We start from the raw sequence: 15,745 nt of genomic DNA on the forward strand, positions 1-15,745 counted from the left end.
GGGAAAAAAGGGGACGGAGGGGATTAAGTCGTTTGTGCACAAACGACTTAATCCCCTCCGTCCCCTTTTTTCTTCAATCCAGGAACCGCGCGGCCTGCTCCGGTGCGGGCAGGTAACAGGCGTCATGCCGCCCGAACCAGCGGTAGCGGTTGCGGGCCAGCGCGCGGTACGCGGCATCACGCCAGCTGCGCGGCAGCACGCGCAATGCACCGGTCAGGCGCCAGGCGCCGCCCAGCCCCGCCAGCACGCGCAGGATCGCATCGGTATCGGTCCAGGCGCCCTGTTCGTCCAGCAGCAGGAACGACATCGGGTCCTGCGGGTCCAGCCCATGCGCGCGCAACATCGCACTGCCCTGCGCGCCCTGCATCGCCGCAAAGCGGTAGCGGCCCTTGCGGTCGAAACGCAGCAGGAAGCGCACCCAGCGGTTGCACAGCGCACACACGCCATCGAACACGATCACCGCGCTGCCGGCCTCGGCGGCGGAATCACTGCGGTTCGAGCCAGCCTTCATAGCGGATCAGGGCTCCGGCCCAGGGCAAGGTCACATCGACCAGGAAAGTGTAACGCGCACCCTGCCAGGCTTCGCGGCAACGCACACCACCAAACCAGCGCCTCGGCAGCGGCAGCAGCCCGAACGCCCAGACCCGCCGCACCGACCAGTCAATGCCACCCTCGCGGGCCTGCAGATCAAATTCGAAGCGCACCGCGCCCAGCTGCTCGCGCAGATACCCTTCGTGCGCCCACAGCCGCGACACCATCGGCCAGCGACCGAATCGTCGTGCCCAGCGTTCGCCCTGCCCGTGTGCACTGAACGCCACTTCGGTGGGCAGCGCGTCGCCGTCCTTCGGCAACCGCGCCAACGCGGCCAGCAGCGGCACCAGCCAGTGTCGCCCTCTCACGATGCGCGCTTGCCCCACGTAGCGGCAAGGCAACGGTGCGGCATGCAGCGCCTGCACCGGCGCGGCCAGGGTGGCGAAGGCCGGCCCCAGCACACGCGCGAACAGCGGCGGGGTCAGGGCGCGATCCAGGCCAGGGTCGCCATGCGCCCGGTGCGACGGTCGCGCCGGTGCGAATACAGGTCAGGATCGGCCATCGTCGACACCGTGCCGCCATACACCTGCGCCGGGTCCATGCCCGCCGCCTGCAGGCGCTGACGTGCCAGGGCGAACAGGTCCACCTTCCAGTGCCCCTGGCGTGTCGCCACAAACGCCGCCTCGGCCGCTGGATCATGGCCGACGAAGGCGTGGAAGACCTCTTCGCCGATCTCGTAGTCGGCCGGCCCGGCCGCCGGGCCCAGCCACGCGCGAAGCTGCGCGGGCGGGGTCTGCATGGCGGCCACGGTGGCCTCCAGCATGCCGTCGGCCAGCCCGCGCCATCCAGCGTGAGCGGCGCCCACCTCGCTACCGTCGGCAGCGGCGAACACCACCGGCAGGCAGTCGGCGGTCAGGATCGCCAGCACCACGCCGGGCACCGAGGTCACCGCAGCGTCGGCCACCGGTTCGCTTGCGCCTGGCACCGGCGGCGTTGTGAAGCGCAGCACGGTACTGCTGTGCACCTGGCGCAGCCAGTGCGGTGCCGACGGCAGCGCCAGCCCCTGCTGCAGCAGCTGGCGGTTGTGCTCCACGTTGGCAGGGGTATCACCATCGGCCGCGTGCCGGTTGCCCAGGTTGAACTGCGCGAACGGCGCCGGCGAAATGCCCGCACCGTGCCGACGCGTGGTCAGCGCATGGACGCCCGGAGGCGCCGGCCAGTCCGCCTGCAGCAAAGGCAACGCGGCGGCCATCACCAGCGGTCCCGCTCGCGTGCGGCGAAGGCTTCGCTGTCTTCGCGCAGCACCTTCATCAGGTGCAGCATGTCGTCCGGCACCGGCGCGGTGTTGCGCACCGGCTCACCGGTGATCGGGTGCGTGAACTCCAGGGTCTCGGCGTGCAGGGCCTGGCGCTTGAAGCCGCGCAGCGCGGCTACCAGCTCATCGCTGGCGCCCTTGGGCAGCTTCAGCGCACCGCCGTACAGCGGGTCACCGATGATCGGATGGCGCACGTGCGCCATGTGCACGCGGATCTGATGGGTACGGCCGGTTTCCAGGCGGCACTCCAGCGCAGTGTGCGCACGGAAGCGCTCGCGCAGTCGGTAATGGGTGATCGCTTCCTTGCCATCCTCGCGCACGGCCATCTTCAGGCGGTCGCGTGGGTGGCGGTCGATCGGGGCATCGGCGGTACCGCCGGCCACCAGCGCACCCATCACGATGGCCAGGTACTGGCGGTGCACGTCGCGCGCGGCCAGCTGCTCGACCAGTGCGGTCTGCGCTTCCAGGGTCTTGGCCACCACCATCACGCCGCTGGTGTCCTTGTCCAGGCGGTGCACGATGCCGGCGCGCGGCAGCACCGCCACCGAGGGGTCGCGGAACAGCAGGGCGTTGACCAGGGTGCCGCTGTGGTTGCCCGCGCCCGGGTGCACCACCAGGCCGACCGGCTTGTTGATCACCAGCAGGTGCTCGTCCTCGAACAGCACGTCCAGCGGGATGTCCTCCGGCTGGGCGTCGGTCTGGGTCTCGAGCACCACATTGAGGGTCACGAGCTCGCCGCCGCGCAGCGGATCGCGCGGGCGCACCTGGGCGCCGTCCAGCAGCACCTCACCAGCCTTGATCCACTCGGTCAGGCGCGAACGCGAGTATTCGGGGAACAGTTCGGCCACCACGGCGTCGAAACGACGGCCGGCAGCGGTGTCGGGGACGATGGCCTGGCGGGCCGATTCAGAGGGTTGTTCAGACATGGCAGGGGGCATTCTTTGAAATTTTGGGGTCCCGGCGGCCGGTTTCAGTCGCTGGACAGGACACTAGGCTATCATCGACCCTTCGTATTCCAGCCGCGTCCCGCCTCGACCCCATGATCCGACGCTCCGCCATGCTCTCCGCGCCCGTCCGCCTCACCGCCCTGCTGCTGGTGCTGGTCATCGCCGCCACCGGCTGCCACCGTGGTGCCAAGAAGGGCGATCGCCCCGATGAAGGGACGCCGGTCGAACAGTTGTACGAGAAGAGCCACAAGCTGATGCAGGGTGGCAACTGGAGCGGCGCCGAAGCCAGCTTCCGCCGCCTGGTGGCCCAGTATCCGTACGGTCCGTACACCGAGCAGGCGATGATCGAGACCGCCTACGCCCAGTACAAGGCCGGCAAGCATGATGACGCGGTGTCCAGCATCGACCGCTTCATCCGTACCTACCCGACCCATCGCAACATCGCGTACCTGTACTACCTGCGCGGCCTGGCCAACTCCAACCGCAGTACGGTTTTCCTGCGCCGCGTATGGTCGCTGGATGCCAGCCGCCGCGACCTGTCCACGCCGCACCAGGCGTATTCGGACTTCAACATCGTGGTGGACCGCTACCCGAACAGCCGCTACGCCGCCGATGCGCGCCAGCGCATGCTGGAGCTGCGTGACGTGTTCGCCCAGCATGAGCTGGACAACGCCCTGTACTACATGCGCCGCGGCGCCTGGGTCTCGGCCGCCGGCCGCGCCAACTACCTGCTGGAAACCTACCCGCAGAGCGCCTTCCAGTACGACGCCGTGGCTGTGCTGGCCGATTCCTACACCCACCTGGGCAACAAGACCCTGGCCGACGATGCCCGCCGCGTCCTGCAGCTGAACCAGCCGGACCACCCGTGGCTGGAAGGCAAGTGGCCGAAGTACCCGTGGATGATCCGCAAGCTGAACCCGTTCGCCGGCGAGAAATCCGCCAGCACCGGCCAGCGCAACGCGCGACTGGAAAAGAAGTAAGAGAGGGCCCCGAAAGGGGCCTTTTCTTTGTCGGTAGATCCACGCCATGCGTGGATGGTTCGTACGCCCATGGACCACGACACTAGGAATTCTACGAATTCCCGGCGGATGCGACGCCGGTCGCATCCCGCTCCGGCGACGCCCCCTCACACTGCGGCGCAACGGCCATCCCGGCCGTGAAGGAGCGCCCCATGACCCTACCGCCCCGCCGTTTCCGCCCCCTCGCCTGCCTCCTTGCCACCGCCGTGCTGGCGCTGTCCCCGGGCCCCCTGGCTGCCGCACCGGGTGCACCGGGCGATCTGCTGTCTGCTGCCCCCTATCGCGCGTCATGGGTGCCGTCCAAGGCTGCGCAGGCCTACAAGCTCCACTACCGCACCCCGGATCTTCGCGGCCAGCTGGCCGAAGGCACCGGCCTGCTGTACCTGCCCGCCGGCGCGGCTCCAGCGAGCGGCTGGCCGGTGGTGTCCTGGGCACATGGCACCCAGGGCATCGCCGATCGCTGCGCGCCCTCGGTGTCCGGCCCCTACCAACCCGAACGCGACGGGCGCTTCCTCGATCAGTTCCTGGCCCAGGGCTATGCGGTGGTCGCCGCGGACTACCAGGGGCTCGGCAGCCCCGGCGAGCATGCCTATCTGCATGTGCGCACTGCCGCGCGCAATGCCATCGACCTGGTCAAGGCCAGCCGCCAGTACCTGGGCAACGCAGCGCTGTCGCCGCGCTGGGTCTCGGTTGGTCATTCACAGGGTGGCGCTGCAGCCCTCACAGCCGGGCATCTGGCGCCCACCTATGGTGGCCCTTCCCTGCACTACCGCGGCAGCTTCACCACCGGCACGCCCACCGCCGTCGAGCTGACCGCGCTGGTGATGAAGCCGGACAACCGCACCGCCAATCCTGGCGCGCTCAACGCGTATCACGCGTATCTGCTCGACGGTCTGTTGCAGGTTGCGCCACAGATCGACCGCGTCCTCAGCGACACCGGTCGCGCCCGCGTGGCAGTGGCACGCGAGCAGTGCCTGGGCGAACTGGCCACCACGCTGGACGGTGCGGATACCGGCAGCATGTTCACTGCACCGCTGACCAGCGTGCCGGGCATCTGGGCGGTGCTGTACGACTATCTCGGCGTACCGCGCCGCGGCTTCAGCCAACCGCTGATGCTGGGCCACGGCAGCGAGGACCGCGATGTGCCCTATCTGACCACTCTGCTGTATGCCGCAGGCCTGGCCCTGCGAGGCGAGCCGGTCGCGTTCCGGCGTTACCCGGTCGACCACCGCGGCACGCTGGATGCGGCGGCGGCGGATGGCCTGGCGTTTGTGCGGGCACGGCTGGGGGACGGACGCTTCAACGACGCTGCGGAAACTGCCAGCCTCGAACAGCTGCTTGAGGACGCCCAGTAGATCCACGTCATGCGTGGATACGCGGTATGCGGGTTGCCGGCCAGCGGCCGGCACTACCGAACGGAGTAGAGCCACGCCATGCGTGGATGCACGGTACACGGGTTGCCGGCCAGCGGCCGGCACTACCGGACGCAGTAGAGCCACGCCATGCGTGGATGCGCGGTATGCGGGGTTGCCGGCCAGCGGCCGGCACTACCGAACGCAGTAGATCCACGCCATGCGTGGATGCGCGGTATACGGGTTGCCGGCCAGCGGCCGGCACTACCGAACGCAGTAGAGCCACGCCATGCGTGGATACGCGGTACACGGGTTGCCGGCCAGCGGCCGGCACTACCGGACGCAGTAGAGCCACGCCATGCGTGGATGCGCGGTATGCGGGGTTGCCGGCCAGCGGCCGGCACTACCGGACGCAGTAGAGCCACGCCATGCGTGGATGCGCGGTATACGGGCTGCCGGCCAGCGGCCGGCACTACCGGACGCAGTAGAGCCACGCCATGCGTGGATGCGCGGTATGCGGGGTTGCCGGCCAGCGGCCGGCCTACCGAACGCAGTAGATCCACGCCATGCGTGGATACGCGGTATGCGGGTTGCCGGCCAGCGGCCGGCACTACCGAACGGTAGATCCACGCCATGCGTGGATACGCGGTATGCGGGTTGCCGGCCAGCGGCCGGCACTACCGAACGGAGTAGATCCACGTCATGCGTGGATACGCGGTATGCGGGGTTGCCGGCCAGCGGCCGGCACTACCGAACGCAATAGATCCACGCCATGCGTGGATACGCGGTACACGGGTTGCCGGCCAGCGGCCGGCACTACCGAACGCAGTAGAGCCACGCCATGCGTGGATACGCGGTATACGGGTTGCCGGCCAGCGGCCGGCACTACCCGCCAAAACCGCAGCTTCAGCCCTTGTAGCCGTTGCTGATCGGGTAACGACGCTCGCGGCCAAATGCCCGGCGCGAGACCTTCGGCCCCGGCGCGGCCTGGTGCCGCTTCCACTCGCTGATGCGCACCAGGCGCAGCACCCGGTCGACCACGGCAGCGTCGTAACCGGCCGCAACGATCTCCGTGCGCGACTGCTCCTGGTCGATGTAGCGGTACAGGATGCCGTCCAGCACGTCATAGGCCGGCAGCGAATCCTGGTCCAGCTGGTTCTCGCGCAGCTCGGCCGACGGCGGGCGGCTGATCACGGCCGGCGGGATCACCGGCGCGCCGCCCACGGTGTTGCGCCACTTCGACAGCCCGAACACTTCGGTCTTGTACAGGTCCTTCAGCGGCGCATAGCCACCGCACATGTCGCCGTAGATGGTGGCGTAACCCACCGCGTATTCGCTTTTGTTGCCGGTGGTCAGCAACAGGCCACCGAACTTGTTGGCCAGCGCCATCAGGATCACGCCACGGCTGCGCGACTGCAGGTTCTCTTCGGTCACGTCCGGCGCAGTGCCTTCGAACATCGGCGCCAGCGATTCCATCAGTCCCTTGAACGCCGGCTCGATCGATACCGCCTCCAGCTTCACGCCCAGTGCCTGGCACTGTTCGGCGGCCAAATCGTTGGACAGGCCTGCGGTATAGCGCGACGGCAACCGCACCGCGGTGACGTTTTCCGCGCCCATCGCGTCCACGGCCATGGCCAGCACCAGCGCCGAATCGATGCCGCCGGACAAGCCCAGCCACACCTTCTTGAAGCCGTTCTTGCGGCAGTAGTCCTGGATGCCACGGGTCACTGCGCGCCAGGCCAGCGCGTCCATGCTCTCGTCGCCATCGTCCATCCACACGTGCGGCATGAAGCGGCGGGTTTCACCGTCGTACTCCACCACCAGCCACTGGTCGACGAAGGCGGCGGCGGCCGGGTGCACGGTACCGTCGCCATCGGCCACCACCGAGGCACCGTCGAACACCAGCGCGTCCTGGCCACCGACCACGTTGAGGTAGGCGATCGCCGCCCCGCTCTCACGGGTGCGTGCAGCCAGCACCGCATCGCGCTGGGCGTGCTTGCCGCGCTCGTACGGTGAAGCATTGGGCACCACCACCAGCTGCGCACCTTCGCGCACGGTGTCGGCCAGCGGCTCGGCGAACCACAGGTCTTCGCAGATCAGCAGGCCCACCGGAATGCCGTTGACCTCGAACACGCAGCTGCCGCCATCCGGATCGACATCGAAGTAGCGGCGCTCGTCGAACACCGCATAATTGGGCAGCTCGCGCTTGCGGTAGGTCTGCTCGACCAGGCCGTCACGCAGCACGCTGGCGGCGTTGTAGACCACCGCACCGGCCGCCTGCGGCCAACCAACCACGGCGGTGATGCCACGGCAGGCAGCAGCGATGCGGGCCATCGCCTGCTCGCACTCGTACAGGAAGCCCGGGCGCAGCAGCAGGTCTTCCGGCGGATAACCACTCACCGCCAGCTCGGGGAACATCACCAGCTCGGCGCCGTACTCGTCGCGCGCCTGGCCGATCATCTCGATGATGCGCTCGGTGTTGCCGGCGACATCGCCGACCGGGAAGTCGAACTGCGCCATCGCGATGCGGATCGAAGCCATGGGAATCCAGCCTGTGGTTGCAATGTGCCCATTGTAGCGCTGCGCCATGCGCGCGCCGGGCGCGCTCACTGCGTGGACAGCCCCGGCTCAGTAGATCCACGCCATGCGTGGATGGGGTTACCGGGATGGTCAGGGCACCAGACGCAGAAAGGCCGCCCGGAGGCGGCCTTTCTGTTTGAAGCAAGAGCGTCAGTCGAGCATGGCTCGACTCTACACAAGCGGTCTTATTTCACCAGCTTGGCGATGGCAGCGCCCAGGTCGCCCGGCGAGCGGACGGTGACAACACCGGCAGCTTCCATGGCGGCGAACTTGCCTTCGGCAGTGCCCTTGCCGCCCGAGGCGATCGCACCGGCGTGGCCCATGCGCTTGCCGGCCGGAGCCGACGCACCGGCGATGAAGCCGACGACCGGCTTCTTCACGTGGTTCTTGATGTACTCGGCGCCGGCTTCTTCAGCGTCACCGCCGATTTCGCCGACCATGATGATGCCTTCGGTCTGCGGGTCTTCGTTGAACAGCTTCAGGCAGTCGACGAAGTTCAGGCCGTTGATCGGGTCACCACCGATGCCGATGCAGGTGGACTGGCCCAGGCCGACTTCAGTGGTCTGCTTGACCGCTTCATAGGTCAGGGTGCCCGAACGCGACACGATGCCGATCTTGCCCGGCTGGTGGATGTGGCCCGGCATGATGCCGATCTTGCACTCGCCCGGGGTGATGACGCCCGGGCAGTTCGGCCCGATCAGCACAGTGTCCGGATGCGAACGGGTCAGCACGTTCTTGACGCGCAGCATGTCCAGCACCGGGATGCCTTCGGTGATGCAGACGATGACCTTGATGCCGGCAGCAGCGGCTTCCAGGATCGCGTCGGCCGCGTACGGCGGCGGCACGTAGATGACCGAAGCGTTGGCGCCGGTGCTCTGCACGGCGTCGGCAACGGTGTTGAAGACCGGCAGGTCGATGTGGGTGGTGCCACCCTTGCCCGGGGTCACGCCGCCAACAACCTGGGTGCCGTACTCGATCATCTGAGTGGCGTGGAAGGTGCCCTGCTGGCCGGTGAAGCCCTGCACGATCACCTTGGTGTTCTTGTTAATCAAAACAGACATGGGAATTCCTTGGTGTCGAATCAGGCAGCGTTCTTGACAGCTTCAACGATCTTCTTGGCGCCATCGTTGATGTTGTCAGCCGGGATGATGGCCATGCCGCTGTCACGCAGCAGCTGCTTGCCTTCTTCCACGTTGGTGCCTTCCAGGCGCACCACGACCGGAACCTTGACGCCCACTTCCTTCACGGCGGCGATGATGCCTTCGGCAATCATGTCGCAGCGGACGATGCCGCCGAAGATGTTGACGAAGATGCCTTCAACCTTGTCCGAGGACAGGATCAGCTTGAACGCTTCGATGACGCGCTGCTTGTTGGCGCCGCCGCCCACGTCCAGGAAGTTCGCCGGCTCGCCGCCGTTGAGCTTGATGACGTCCATGGTGGCCATGGCCAGGCCTGCGCCGTTGACCATGCAGCCGATGTTGCCGTCCATGGTGACGTAGTTGATGTCCAGCTCCGAAGCGATCACTTCGGTCGGATCTTCCTGGGTCTTGTCGCGCATGGCGACCAGGGCCTTCTGGCGGAACGCGGCGTTGTCGTCGCTGTCGAACTTGCCGTCCAGCGCGTACAGGTTGCCGTCGTCCAGGATGGCCAGCGGGTTGATTTCAACCAGCGCCAGGTCCTTTTCGTTGAACAGGCGGTACAGGTTCACCATGATGCTGGCGAACTGGCCGGCCTGCTTGGCGGTCAGGCCCAGCTTGAAGCCGAAATCACGGCCGTGGTAACCCTGCACGCCTTCGACGAAGTCGACGTTCAGCGAGTGGATCAGCTCCGGGGTTTCAGCGGCGACCTGCTCGATCTCCACGCCGCCTTCCGAAGAGGCGATGTAGGTGATGGTCTTGGTGCCACGGTCGACCAGCACCGACAGGTACAGTTCCTTGACGATCTCGCCGGCGGTGGTCACCAGCACCAGGTTGACCGGCAGTTCAACGCCAGCGGTCTGGTAGGTGGCCATCTTGGTGCCGAGCATCTTGGCCGCAGCGGCCTTCACGTCGTCGGTGGTCTTGCAGAACTTGACGCCGCCAGCCTTGCCGCGGCCGCCAGCGTGGATCTGCGCCTTGACCATCCAGGGGCCCTGGCCCAGGGAGTTGGCAGCGGCAACCGCTTCGTCCGGGGTCGCAGCGACCTTGCCGGCCGGGACCGGGATGCCGTACTCGGCAAGCAGTTGTTTTGACTGGTATTCGTGGAAATTCATGCGTCACCGTGGGAATAGGAACGACCGCACGCAATTCCTCAGGGCCCCGGCGGGGCGCCGGCATGGACCGCGGCGGGCCCACTATTGTGGCCGAGCCAGCGCCGGGGCGCAAAGAAGTCTGTACAAAACGCCACACCCGGCCAGATTTCCACCGCCATTCAGGCAGTTGCGCCCGGGCCGGTGTTGGCCACCGGTATCCACGGCAGGCCAAATGCGCGATCCGGGCGGCTCCGGCGGCGTCCTGCCGGGGGCCCTATACTGGTCAACCAAGGTGTGTAGTGTCGGGCTTGCCCGGCGGCTTCCGCCGCAGGCCACATAGAAGCGACGAACCCGCCCGGCTTCAGGGGATGCCAGGCAGGGCCGCCGCAGATTCCAGACCCAGGCAGCCAGAAGGGGAGTTCCGGCGTGTCACCCAGTGCTTCATTGATCGACCGCATCGAATCGATTCCGCGGCGTGAGCTGTACTTCTTCGCGCTGTACCGGGTGCTGATCGCCGCGGTCATCGCCGGCCTGCTCTACAGCCCCCTGTCCGGCATGGTCGGCGAGGCCCATCACCCGCGTCTGGCCGATACCGTCGCGGCGATCTATCTGCTGCTGTCGCTGCTGGCCCTGGCGATCGGCCGCAACGAACGCTGGCTGCGCCCGATCGTGGTCAGCAGCGTGCTGGTGGACACCATCGCCGCCACCTTGCTGGCGCATGCCCTGCCCGGTGCCAGCGCCGGCATCTCGATGTCGCTGCTGTTCAACATCGCCGCCGCCGCCACCCTGCTGCCGCTGAGCTGGGGCCTGGGCCTGGCGGTTGCTGCCAGCCTGGCCACCGGCATCGAATACCTCTGGAAGGTGCTCGAAGGCGGTGACCCCACCCGCACGCTGGCCGAGCTGGCCATGTTTGCCACCAGCTACCTGGCGCTGGCCTTCATCAGCTACCAGGTGGGCAACCGCGCGCGCCGCAACCAGCAGCTGGCCAACCAGCGCGGCGACGAAGTGGCCAACCTGTTCCAGATCAACGAACTGATCATCCGCCGCATGCGCACCGGCGTGCTGGTGGTGGACGCCGACAACCGCATCACCCTGGCCAATGAAGCGGCCTCGATGCTGCTCGGCGACAACGACGGCATCGGTGAGACGGGACGGCTGGATCTGGCCAGTGCTGCGCCGGAACTGGCGCGCCGCCTGCAGCGCTGGCGCAACGGCTGGGCGCAGGACGAACTGCCGCTGCAGCTCAACCCCGACCAGCCGGAAGTGCAACCGCGCTTCGCCCGCCTGCTGGCCGGCAGCGAACTGGCGCTGGTATTCCTGGACGACTCCAGCGTGGTCTCGCGGCGCGCCGAATCGCTCACCCTGTCGGCGATGGGCCGCTTCTCGGCCAGCCTCGCCCATGAAATCCGCAATCCGCTGGCGGCGATCAACTACGCCGTGCAGCTGCTGGAGGAAGGCACCGGTTTCAACGAAAGCGACCGCCGCCTGCTGCAGATCATCCGCCAGCAATGCCAGCGCACCAACGGCATCGTCGAGAGCGTGCTGGGGCTGGCACGGCGCGAGCGCGCCACACCCGAGAACGTCGACCTGGTCGCCTTCGTGCGCCGCTTCGTGCTGGAGTACAAGCAGGGCCAGACGCTGGAAACCGACAGCATCGAACCGATCATCAGCGACACGGCGGTGATGGCGCAGGTCGACAGCAAACACCTGTACCAGGTGCTCACCGTGCTGGTGCACAACGCACTGAAGTACGGCCGCATCGGCCAGCAGCCGGCGCGGGTGCGCCTGCGCGTGGCGCAGCACGAGCGCAGCGCGGTGATCGACGTGATGGACCGTGGCCCCGGCATTCCCGAGAGCGTGGCCGCACAGCTGTTCCGTCCGTTCTTCACTACCTCCGAGCACGGCACCGGGCTGGGCCTGTACATCGCCCGCGAGTTGTGCCGCGCCAACCAGGCACGGCTCGACTACATCCCGGTGCCGGCAGGAGGCTCGTGCTTCCGCCTGGTGCTTCCCGGCCCGCACACGCTGTTGCCCACCTGATTCCAAATCTGTGCGTCAAACATTTGTCGCTTCCAGCCCCCTCGTTTATCTTTCACGCCCATGAACGAAACCCGCAGCGCCCTCGTCGTCGACGATGAACGCGACATCCGCGAACTGCTGGTACTGACCCTCGGCCGCATGGGGCTGCGCATCAGTACCGCCGCCAACCTGGCCGAAGCGCGCGAGCTGCTGGCCAGCAACCCGTACGACCTGTGCATCACCGACATGCGCCTTCCGGATGGCAACGGCATCGAGCTGGTCAGCGAGATCGCCCAGCACTACCCGCGCACACCGGTGGCGATGATCACCGCATTCGGCAGCATGGACCTGGCCGTGGAAGCGCTGAAGGCCGGCGCCTTCGACTTCGTCAGCAAGCCGGTGGACATCTCGGTGCTGCGCGGCCTGGTCAAGCACGCGCTGGAACTCAACAACACCGAACGCCCTGCGCCCGGCCCCGCCACCGAACAGGCTGCTCGCCTGCTCGGCGCTTCGCCGGCGATGGACGTACTGCGCACCACCATCGGCAAGGTCGCGCGCAGCCAGGCACCGGTCTACATCCTCGGTGAATCGGGCGTGGGCAAGGAACTGGTCGCGCGCACCATCCACGCCCAGGGCGCGCGTGCGGCTGGTCCGTTCGTGCCGGTCAACTGCGGTGCCATTCCCGGCGAGCTGATGGAGAGCGAGTTCTTCGGCCATCGCAAAGGCAGCTTCAGCGGCGCCCATGCCGACAAGCCGGGCCTGTTCCAGGCTGCACACGGCGGCACCCTGTTCCTGGACGAAGTGGCCGAGCTGCCGCTGCAGATGCAGGTGAAGCTGCTGCGCGCGATCCAGGAAAAGTCGGTGCGTGCGGTCGGTGCGGCCAACGAAGAACCGGTGGACGTGCGCATTCTCTCGGCCACGCACCGTGACCTGGCCGAGCTGGTCGAGGACGGGCGCTTCCGCCACGACCTGTACTACCGCATCAACGTGATCGAACTGAAGGTGCCGCCGCTGCGCGAGCGCCGCCAGGACCTGCCGGAGCTGGCAGCCGCCGTGCTGGCACGCCTGGCCCGCAGCCACGGCCGTGCCACCCCGCTGCTGGCGCCGTCGGCGCTGGAAGCGCTGGCCCACTATGCGTTCCCGGGCAATGTGCGCGAGCTGGAGAACATTCTGGAGCGCGCGCTTGCACTGGCCGAAGAAGACCGCATTGGTGCCGACGACCTACGCCTGCCGCAGCACGCCCCGCGTGCGCTCGGCGGCGCTGCTCCCGCCGAAGCCGTGGCCGACCTGCAGCCGGGCGGCGCCGCCCTGCCCTCGTACATCGAGCAGCTGGAACGCAGCGCCATCCAGCGCGCGCTGGAAGAGAACCGCTGGAACAAGACCCGCACGGCCGCGCAGCTGGGGATTACCTTCCGCGCGCTGCGCTACAAGCTGAAGAAGCTGGGGATGGAGTAAGGGCCGAACGGCCCTGGTAGGCGCCAACCTTGGTTGGCGTGCGCCGCCGCGCCATCCACGCATGGCGTGGATCCACCCACCAACGCGGTAGTGCCGGCCGCTGGCCGGCAACCCAATGCATCGCGTCATCCACGCATGGCGTGGATCTACCCACCAACGTGGTAGTGCCGGCCGCTGGCCGGCAACCTCATGCATCGCGTCATCCACGCATGGCGTGGATCTACCCACCAACGCGGTAGTGCCGGCCGCTGGCCGGCAACCTCATGCATCGCGTCATCCACGCATGGCGTGGATCTACCCACCAACGTGGTAGTGCCGGCCGCTGGCCGGCAACCCAATGCATCGCGCCATCCACGCATGGCGTGGATCCACCCACCAACGTGGTAGTGCCGGCCGCTGGCCGGCAACCCAATGCATCGCGCCATCCACGCATGGCGTGGATCTACCCACCAACGTGGTAGTGCCGGCCGCTGGCCGGCAACCCCCATGCATCGCGTCATCCACGCATGGCGTGGATCTACCTCAATCCTTGGTAACGCGATTGATCTCGGCCAGGCTGGTCACACCCGCTGCCGCCTTCTTCAACGCCGACTGCCGCAGGTCATTCACCCCGATCTGCTGCGCCGCCTCGGCAATCTGCAGTGCGTTGCCACCGGCCAGCACGATGGTGGCGATCTCATCGGTCATCGGCATCACCTGGTAGATACCGGTTCGGCCCTTGTAGCCCTCGGTGCACTCATCGCAGCCCACCGCCTCGTACAACTGGATGCCCGCATCCAGCTGCGCCTGGGTGAAGCCCTCGGCCAGCAACGCGTGCTCCGGCAGGTTCGCCGGTCGCTTGCAGTTGCCGCACAACCGGCGTGCCAGGCGCTGCGCGATCACCAGCGTCACCGAGCTGGTGATGTTGTACGGGGCGATACCCATGTTCATCAGGCGCGCGATGGTCTGCGGCGCATCGTTGGTATGCAGCGTGGACAGCACCATGTGGCCGGTCTGCGCCGCCTTGATCGCAATCTCGGCCGTCTCCAGGTCGCGGATTTCGCCGACCATAATGATGTCCGGATCCTGTCGCAGGAACGAGCGCAGTGCCGCAGCGAAGGTCATGCCGCGCTTGTTGTTCTGCTGCACCTGGTTGACGCCGGGCAAGCGGATTTCCACCGGGTCTTCGGCGGTGGAGATGTTGCGCGTCTCATCGTTGAGGATGCCCAGCGCGGTATACAGCGACACCGTCTTGCCCGAACCGGTCGGGCCGGTCACCAGCACCATGCCGTACGGCTTGTGGATGGCGTCGTGGAACAGCTTCTGCTGGTCCGGCTCGTAGCCCAGCTTGTCGATGCCCAGCTTGGCCGCGCTGCCATCCAGGATACGCAGCACCACCTTTTCACCGAACAGGGTCGGCAGCGTGCTGACGCGGAAATCGATCTGCTTGGTCTTGGACAGGTTCAGCTTGATGCGCCCGTCCTGCGGCACGCGCTTCTCAGCGATGTCCAGCTGCGCCATCACCTTCAGACGCGCGGCGATGCGCTGGTTCAACTTCACCGGCGCGCGCGCCACCATCTTCAGCAGGCCGTCGATGCGCAGGCGCACGCGGTAGTCGTCTTCGTAAGGCTCGAAGTGGATGTCCGATGCGCCCTTGCGGATGGCATCGACCAACACCTTGTTGACGAACTTCACCACCGGGGTGTCGTCGCCCTTGGCGTCGATGCCCGAGTCGCCGCTGCTGGCGCCGAGATCTTCGTCACCGGCCGCGACATCCAGGTTGCCCATGCCCTCGTCATCGCCACCCAGTGCGTTTCCGATGGCATCTTGGCTGGCGTGCCACTGCTCAAGCGTGCGGCGGATCTGGTCCTCATCGACCAGGATCGGTTCCACCACCAGATTGGTATGGAACTTGATCTCGTCCAGCGCATGGGTCGGGTTGCTGGTACCCACGAACAGCTTGCCGCCGCGCTTGAACAACGGCAATACGTTGTGCTTGCGCAGCAGCTCCTCGCTGACCAGGCTCATCGCGTTCTGGCTGGCATCGAAAGTGGAAACATCGAACAGCGGCATGCCGAACTCAACCGCGTTGGCGGCGGCGAGCTGCGAGGCACTGACCAGCTTGTTCTGCGCGAACCACGTAGGCAGCGGCTGGCGGGCAGCCGCCGCCTTGGCCATGGCGTCGCGGGCGGAGGCCTCGTCCAAGGCACCGTCCTGGACCAAGCGACGGGCCAAACCGGTGATGCCGACAAGGTTGGCGGTGACAACTGTGTTCATGTGTGTACTCCTACTCCCCCGCGCAGCCTACCCCACACACT

The 15,745-nt window shown here is 67.1% G+C and carries 12 protein-coding genes; 4 read left to right on the forward strand and 8 right to left on the reverse strand.

The window, feature by feature from the left end; all coding sequences use genetic code 11:
* Nucleotides 1-73: 73 nt before the first annotated feature.
* The 4 genes from ACZK3J_RS18005 to rluD are packed head-to-tail and all read right to left on the reverse strand — an operon-like array spanning nt 74 to nt 2,772.
* Nucleotides 74-511 carry a thiol-disulfide oxidoreductase DCC family protein gene (locus tag ACZK3J_RS18005; RefSeq protein WP_032128816.1) on the reverse strand — a complete coding sequence of 146 codons (438 nt, stop codon included), beginning with the start codon at nt 509-511 and terminating at the stop codon, nt 74-76.
* On the reverse strand, nt 486-992 hold the full coding sequence (locus ACZK3J_RS18010; protein ID WP_478476135.1) for a DUF4166 domain-containing protein: 507 nt from the start codon (nt 990-992) through the stop codon (nt 486-488). The genes ACZK3J_RS18005 and ACZK3J_RS18010 overlap by 26 nt, the downstream gene beginning before the upstream one ends.
* A 20-nt stretch (nt 993-1,012) precedes the next feature.
* Nucleotides 1,013-1,783: a peptidoglycan editing factor PgeF gene (gene pgeF, locus ACZK3J_RS18015; RefSeq protein ID WP_032128817.1), complete on the reverse strand. Its 771-nt coding sequence runs from the start codon at nt 1,781-1,783 to the stop codon at nt 1,013-1,015.
* Complete coding sequence (rluD, locus tag ACZK3J_RS18020) at nt 1,783-2,772, reverse strand: 23S rRNA pseudouridine(1911/1915/1917) synthase RluD (RefSeq protein ID WP_080291790.1); 990 nt, start codon at nt 2,770-2,772, stop codon at nt 1,783-1,785. The genes pgeF and rluD overlap by 1 nt, the downstream gene beginning before the upstream one ends.
* Nucleotides 2,773-2,885: 113 nt before the next feature.
* On the opposite strand from rluD, the gene ACZK3J_RS18025 reads away from it, so the two are divergent.
* A complete protein-coding gene (locus ACZK3J_RS18025; protein WP_029379759.1) occupies nt 2,886-3,773 on the forward strand; it encodes an outer membrane protein assembly factor BamD in 888 nt (295 codons plus the stop codon).
* Nucleotides 3,774-3,964: 191 nt separating this feature from the next.
* Entirely contained in the window at nt 3,965-5,167 is a 1,203-nt protein-coding gene (locus ACZK3J_RS18030) for a lipase family protein (protein WP_478476136.1), read from the forward strand.
* 903 nt (nt 5,168-6,070) lie between these two features.
* Here the strand turns inward: ACZK3J_RS18030 and ACZK3J_RS18035 are convergent.
* The 3 genes from ACZK3J_RS18035 to sucC all read right to left on the reverse strand — a co-directional run bounded on the left by ACZK3J_RS18035 (nt 6,071) and on the right by sucC (nt 9,995).
* On the reverse strand, nt 6,071-7,705 hold the full coding sequence (locus tag ACZK3J_RS18035; RefSeq protein WP_478476137.1) for an NAD+ synthase: 1,635 nt from the start codon (nt 7,703-7,705) through the stop codon (nt 6,071-6,073).
* A 224-nt stretch (nt 7,706-7,929) separates the two neighbouring features.
* Complete coding sequence (sucD, locus tag ACZK3J_RS18040; RefSeq protein WP_005410793.1) at nt 7,930-8,805, reverse strand: succinate--CoA ligase subunit alpha; 876 nt, start codon at nt 8,803-8,805, stop codon at nt 7,930-7,932.
* A 20-nt stretch (nt 8,806-8,825) separates the two neighbouring features.
* Nucleotides 8,826-9,995, reverse strand: a complete 1,170-nt coding sequence (sucC, locus tag ACZK3J_RS18045; RefSeq protein ID WP_004154430.1) for an ADP-forming succinate--CoA ligase subunit beta — start codon at nt 9,993-9,995, stop codon at nt 8,826-8,828.
* 405 nt (nt 9,996-10,400) lie between these two features.
* Here sucC and ACZK3J_RS18050 point away from each other — a divergent pair, with 405 nt between their 5' ends.
* On the forward strand, nt 10,401-12,014 hold the full coding sequence (locus ACZK3J_RS18050; RefSeq protein WP_478476138.1) for a sensor histidine kinase: 1,614 nt from the start codon (nt 10,401-10,403) through the stop codon (nt 12,012-12,014).
* Nucleotides 12,015-12,074: 60 nt separating this feature from the next.
* On the forward strand, nt 12,075-13,448 hold the full coding sequence (locus ACZK3J_RS18055) for a sigma-54-dependent transcriptional regulator (protein WP_478476139.1): 1,374 nt from the start codon (nt 12,075-12,077) through the stop codon (nt 13,446-13,448).
* Between the two features lie 522 nt (nt 13,449-13,970).
* Here ACZK3J_RS18055 and pilB read toward each other — a convergent pair.
* Nucleotides 13,971-15,704 carry a type IV-A pilus assembly ATPase PilB gene (gene pilB / locus ACZK3J_RS18060; RefSeq protein WP_277779293.1) on the reverse strand — a complete coding sequence of 578 codons (1,734 nt, stop codon included), beginning with the start codon at nt 15,702-15,704 and terminating at the stop codon, nt 13,971-13,973.
* Nucleotides 15,705-15,745: the final 41 nt, after the last annotated feature.

The organism is Stenotrophomonas sp. 86428_Sma (assembly GCF_056481585.1).

Bases quoted from the DNA above. Each gene is read 5' to 3' on its own strand.
- rluD (WP_080291790.1), bottom strand. From the start codon at position 2,772: ATGTCTGAACAACCCTCTGAATCGGCCCGCCAGGCCATCGTCCCCGAC.
- pilB (WP_277779293.1), bottom strand. From the start codon at position 15,704: ATGAACACAGTTGTCACCGCCAACCTTGTCGGCATCACCGGTTTGGCC.
- ACZK3J_RS18005 (WP_032128816.1), bottom strand. From the start codon at position 511: ATGAAGGCTGGCTCGAACCGCAGTGATTCCGCCGCCGAGGCCGGCAGC.
- sucC (WP_004154430.1), bottom strand. From the start codon at position 9,995: ATGAATTTCCACGAATACCAGTCAAAACAACTGCTTGCCGAGTACGGC.
- ACZK3J_RS18025 (WP_029379759.1), top strand. From the start codon at position 2,886: ATGATCCGACGCTCCGCCATGCTCTCCGCGCCCGTCCGCCTCACCGCC.
- ACZK3J_RS18055 (WP_478476139.1), top strand. From the start codon at position 12,075: ATGAACGAAACCCGCAGCGCCCTCGTCGTCGACGATGAACGCGACATC.
- ACZK3J_RS18035 (WP_478476137.1), bottom strand. From the start codon at position 7,705: ATGGCTTCGATCCGCATCGCGATGGCGCAGTTCGACTTCCCGGTCGGC.
- pgeF (WP_032128817.1), bottom strand. From the start codon at position 1,783: ATGGCCGCCGCGTTGCCTTTGCTGCAGGCGGACTGGCCGGCGCCTCCG.
- ACZK3J_RS18030 (WP_478476136.1), top strand. From the start codon at position 3,965: ATGACCCTACCGCCCCGCCGTTTCCGCCCCCTCGCCTGCCTCCTTGCC.
- sucD (WP_005410793.1), bottom strand. From the start codon at position 8,805: ATGTCTGTTTTGATTAACAAGAACACCAAGGTGATCGTGCAGGGCTTC.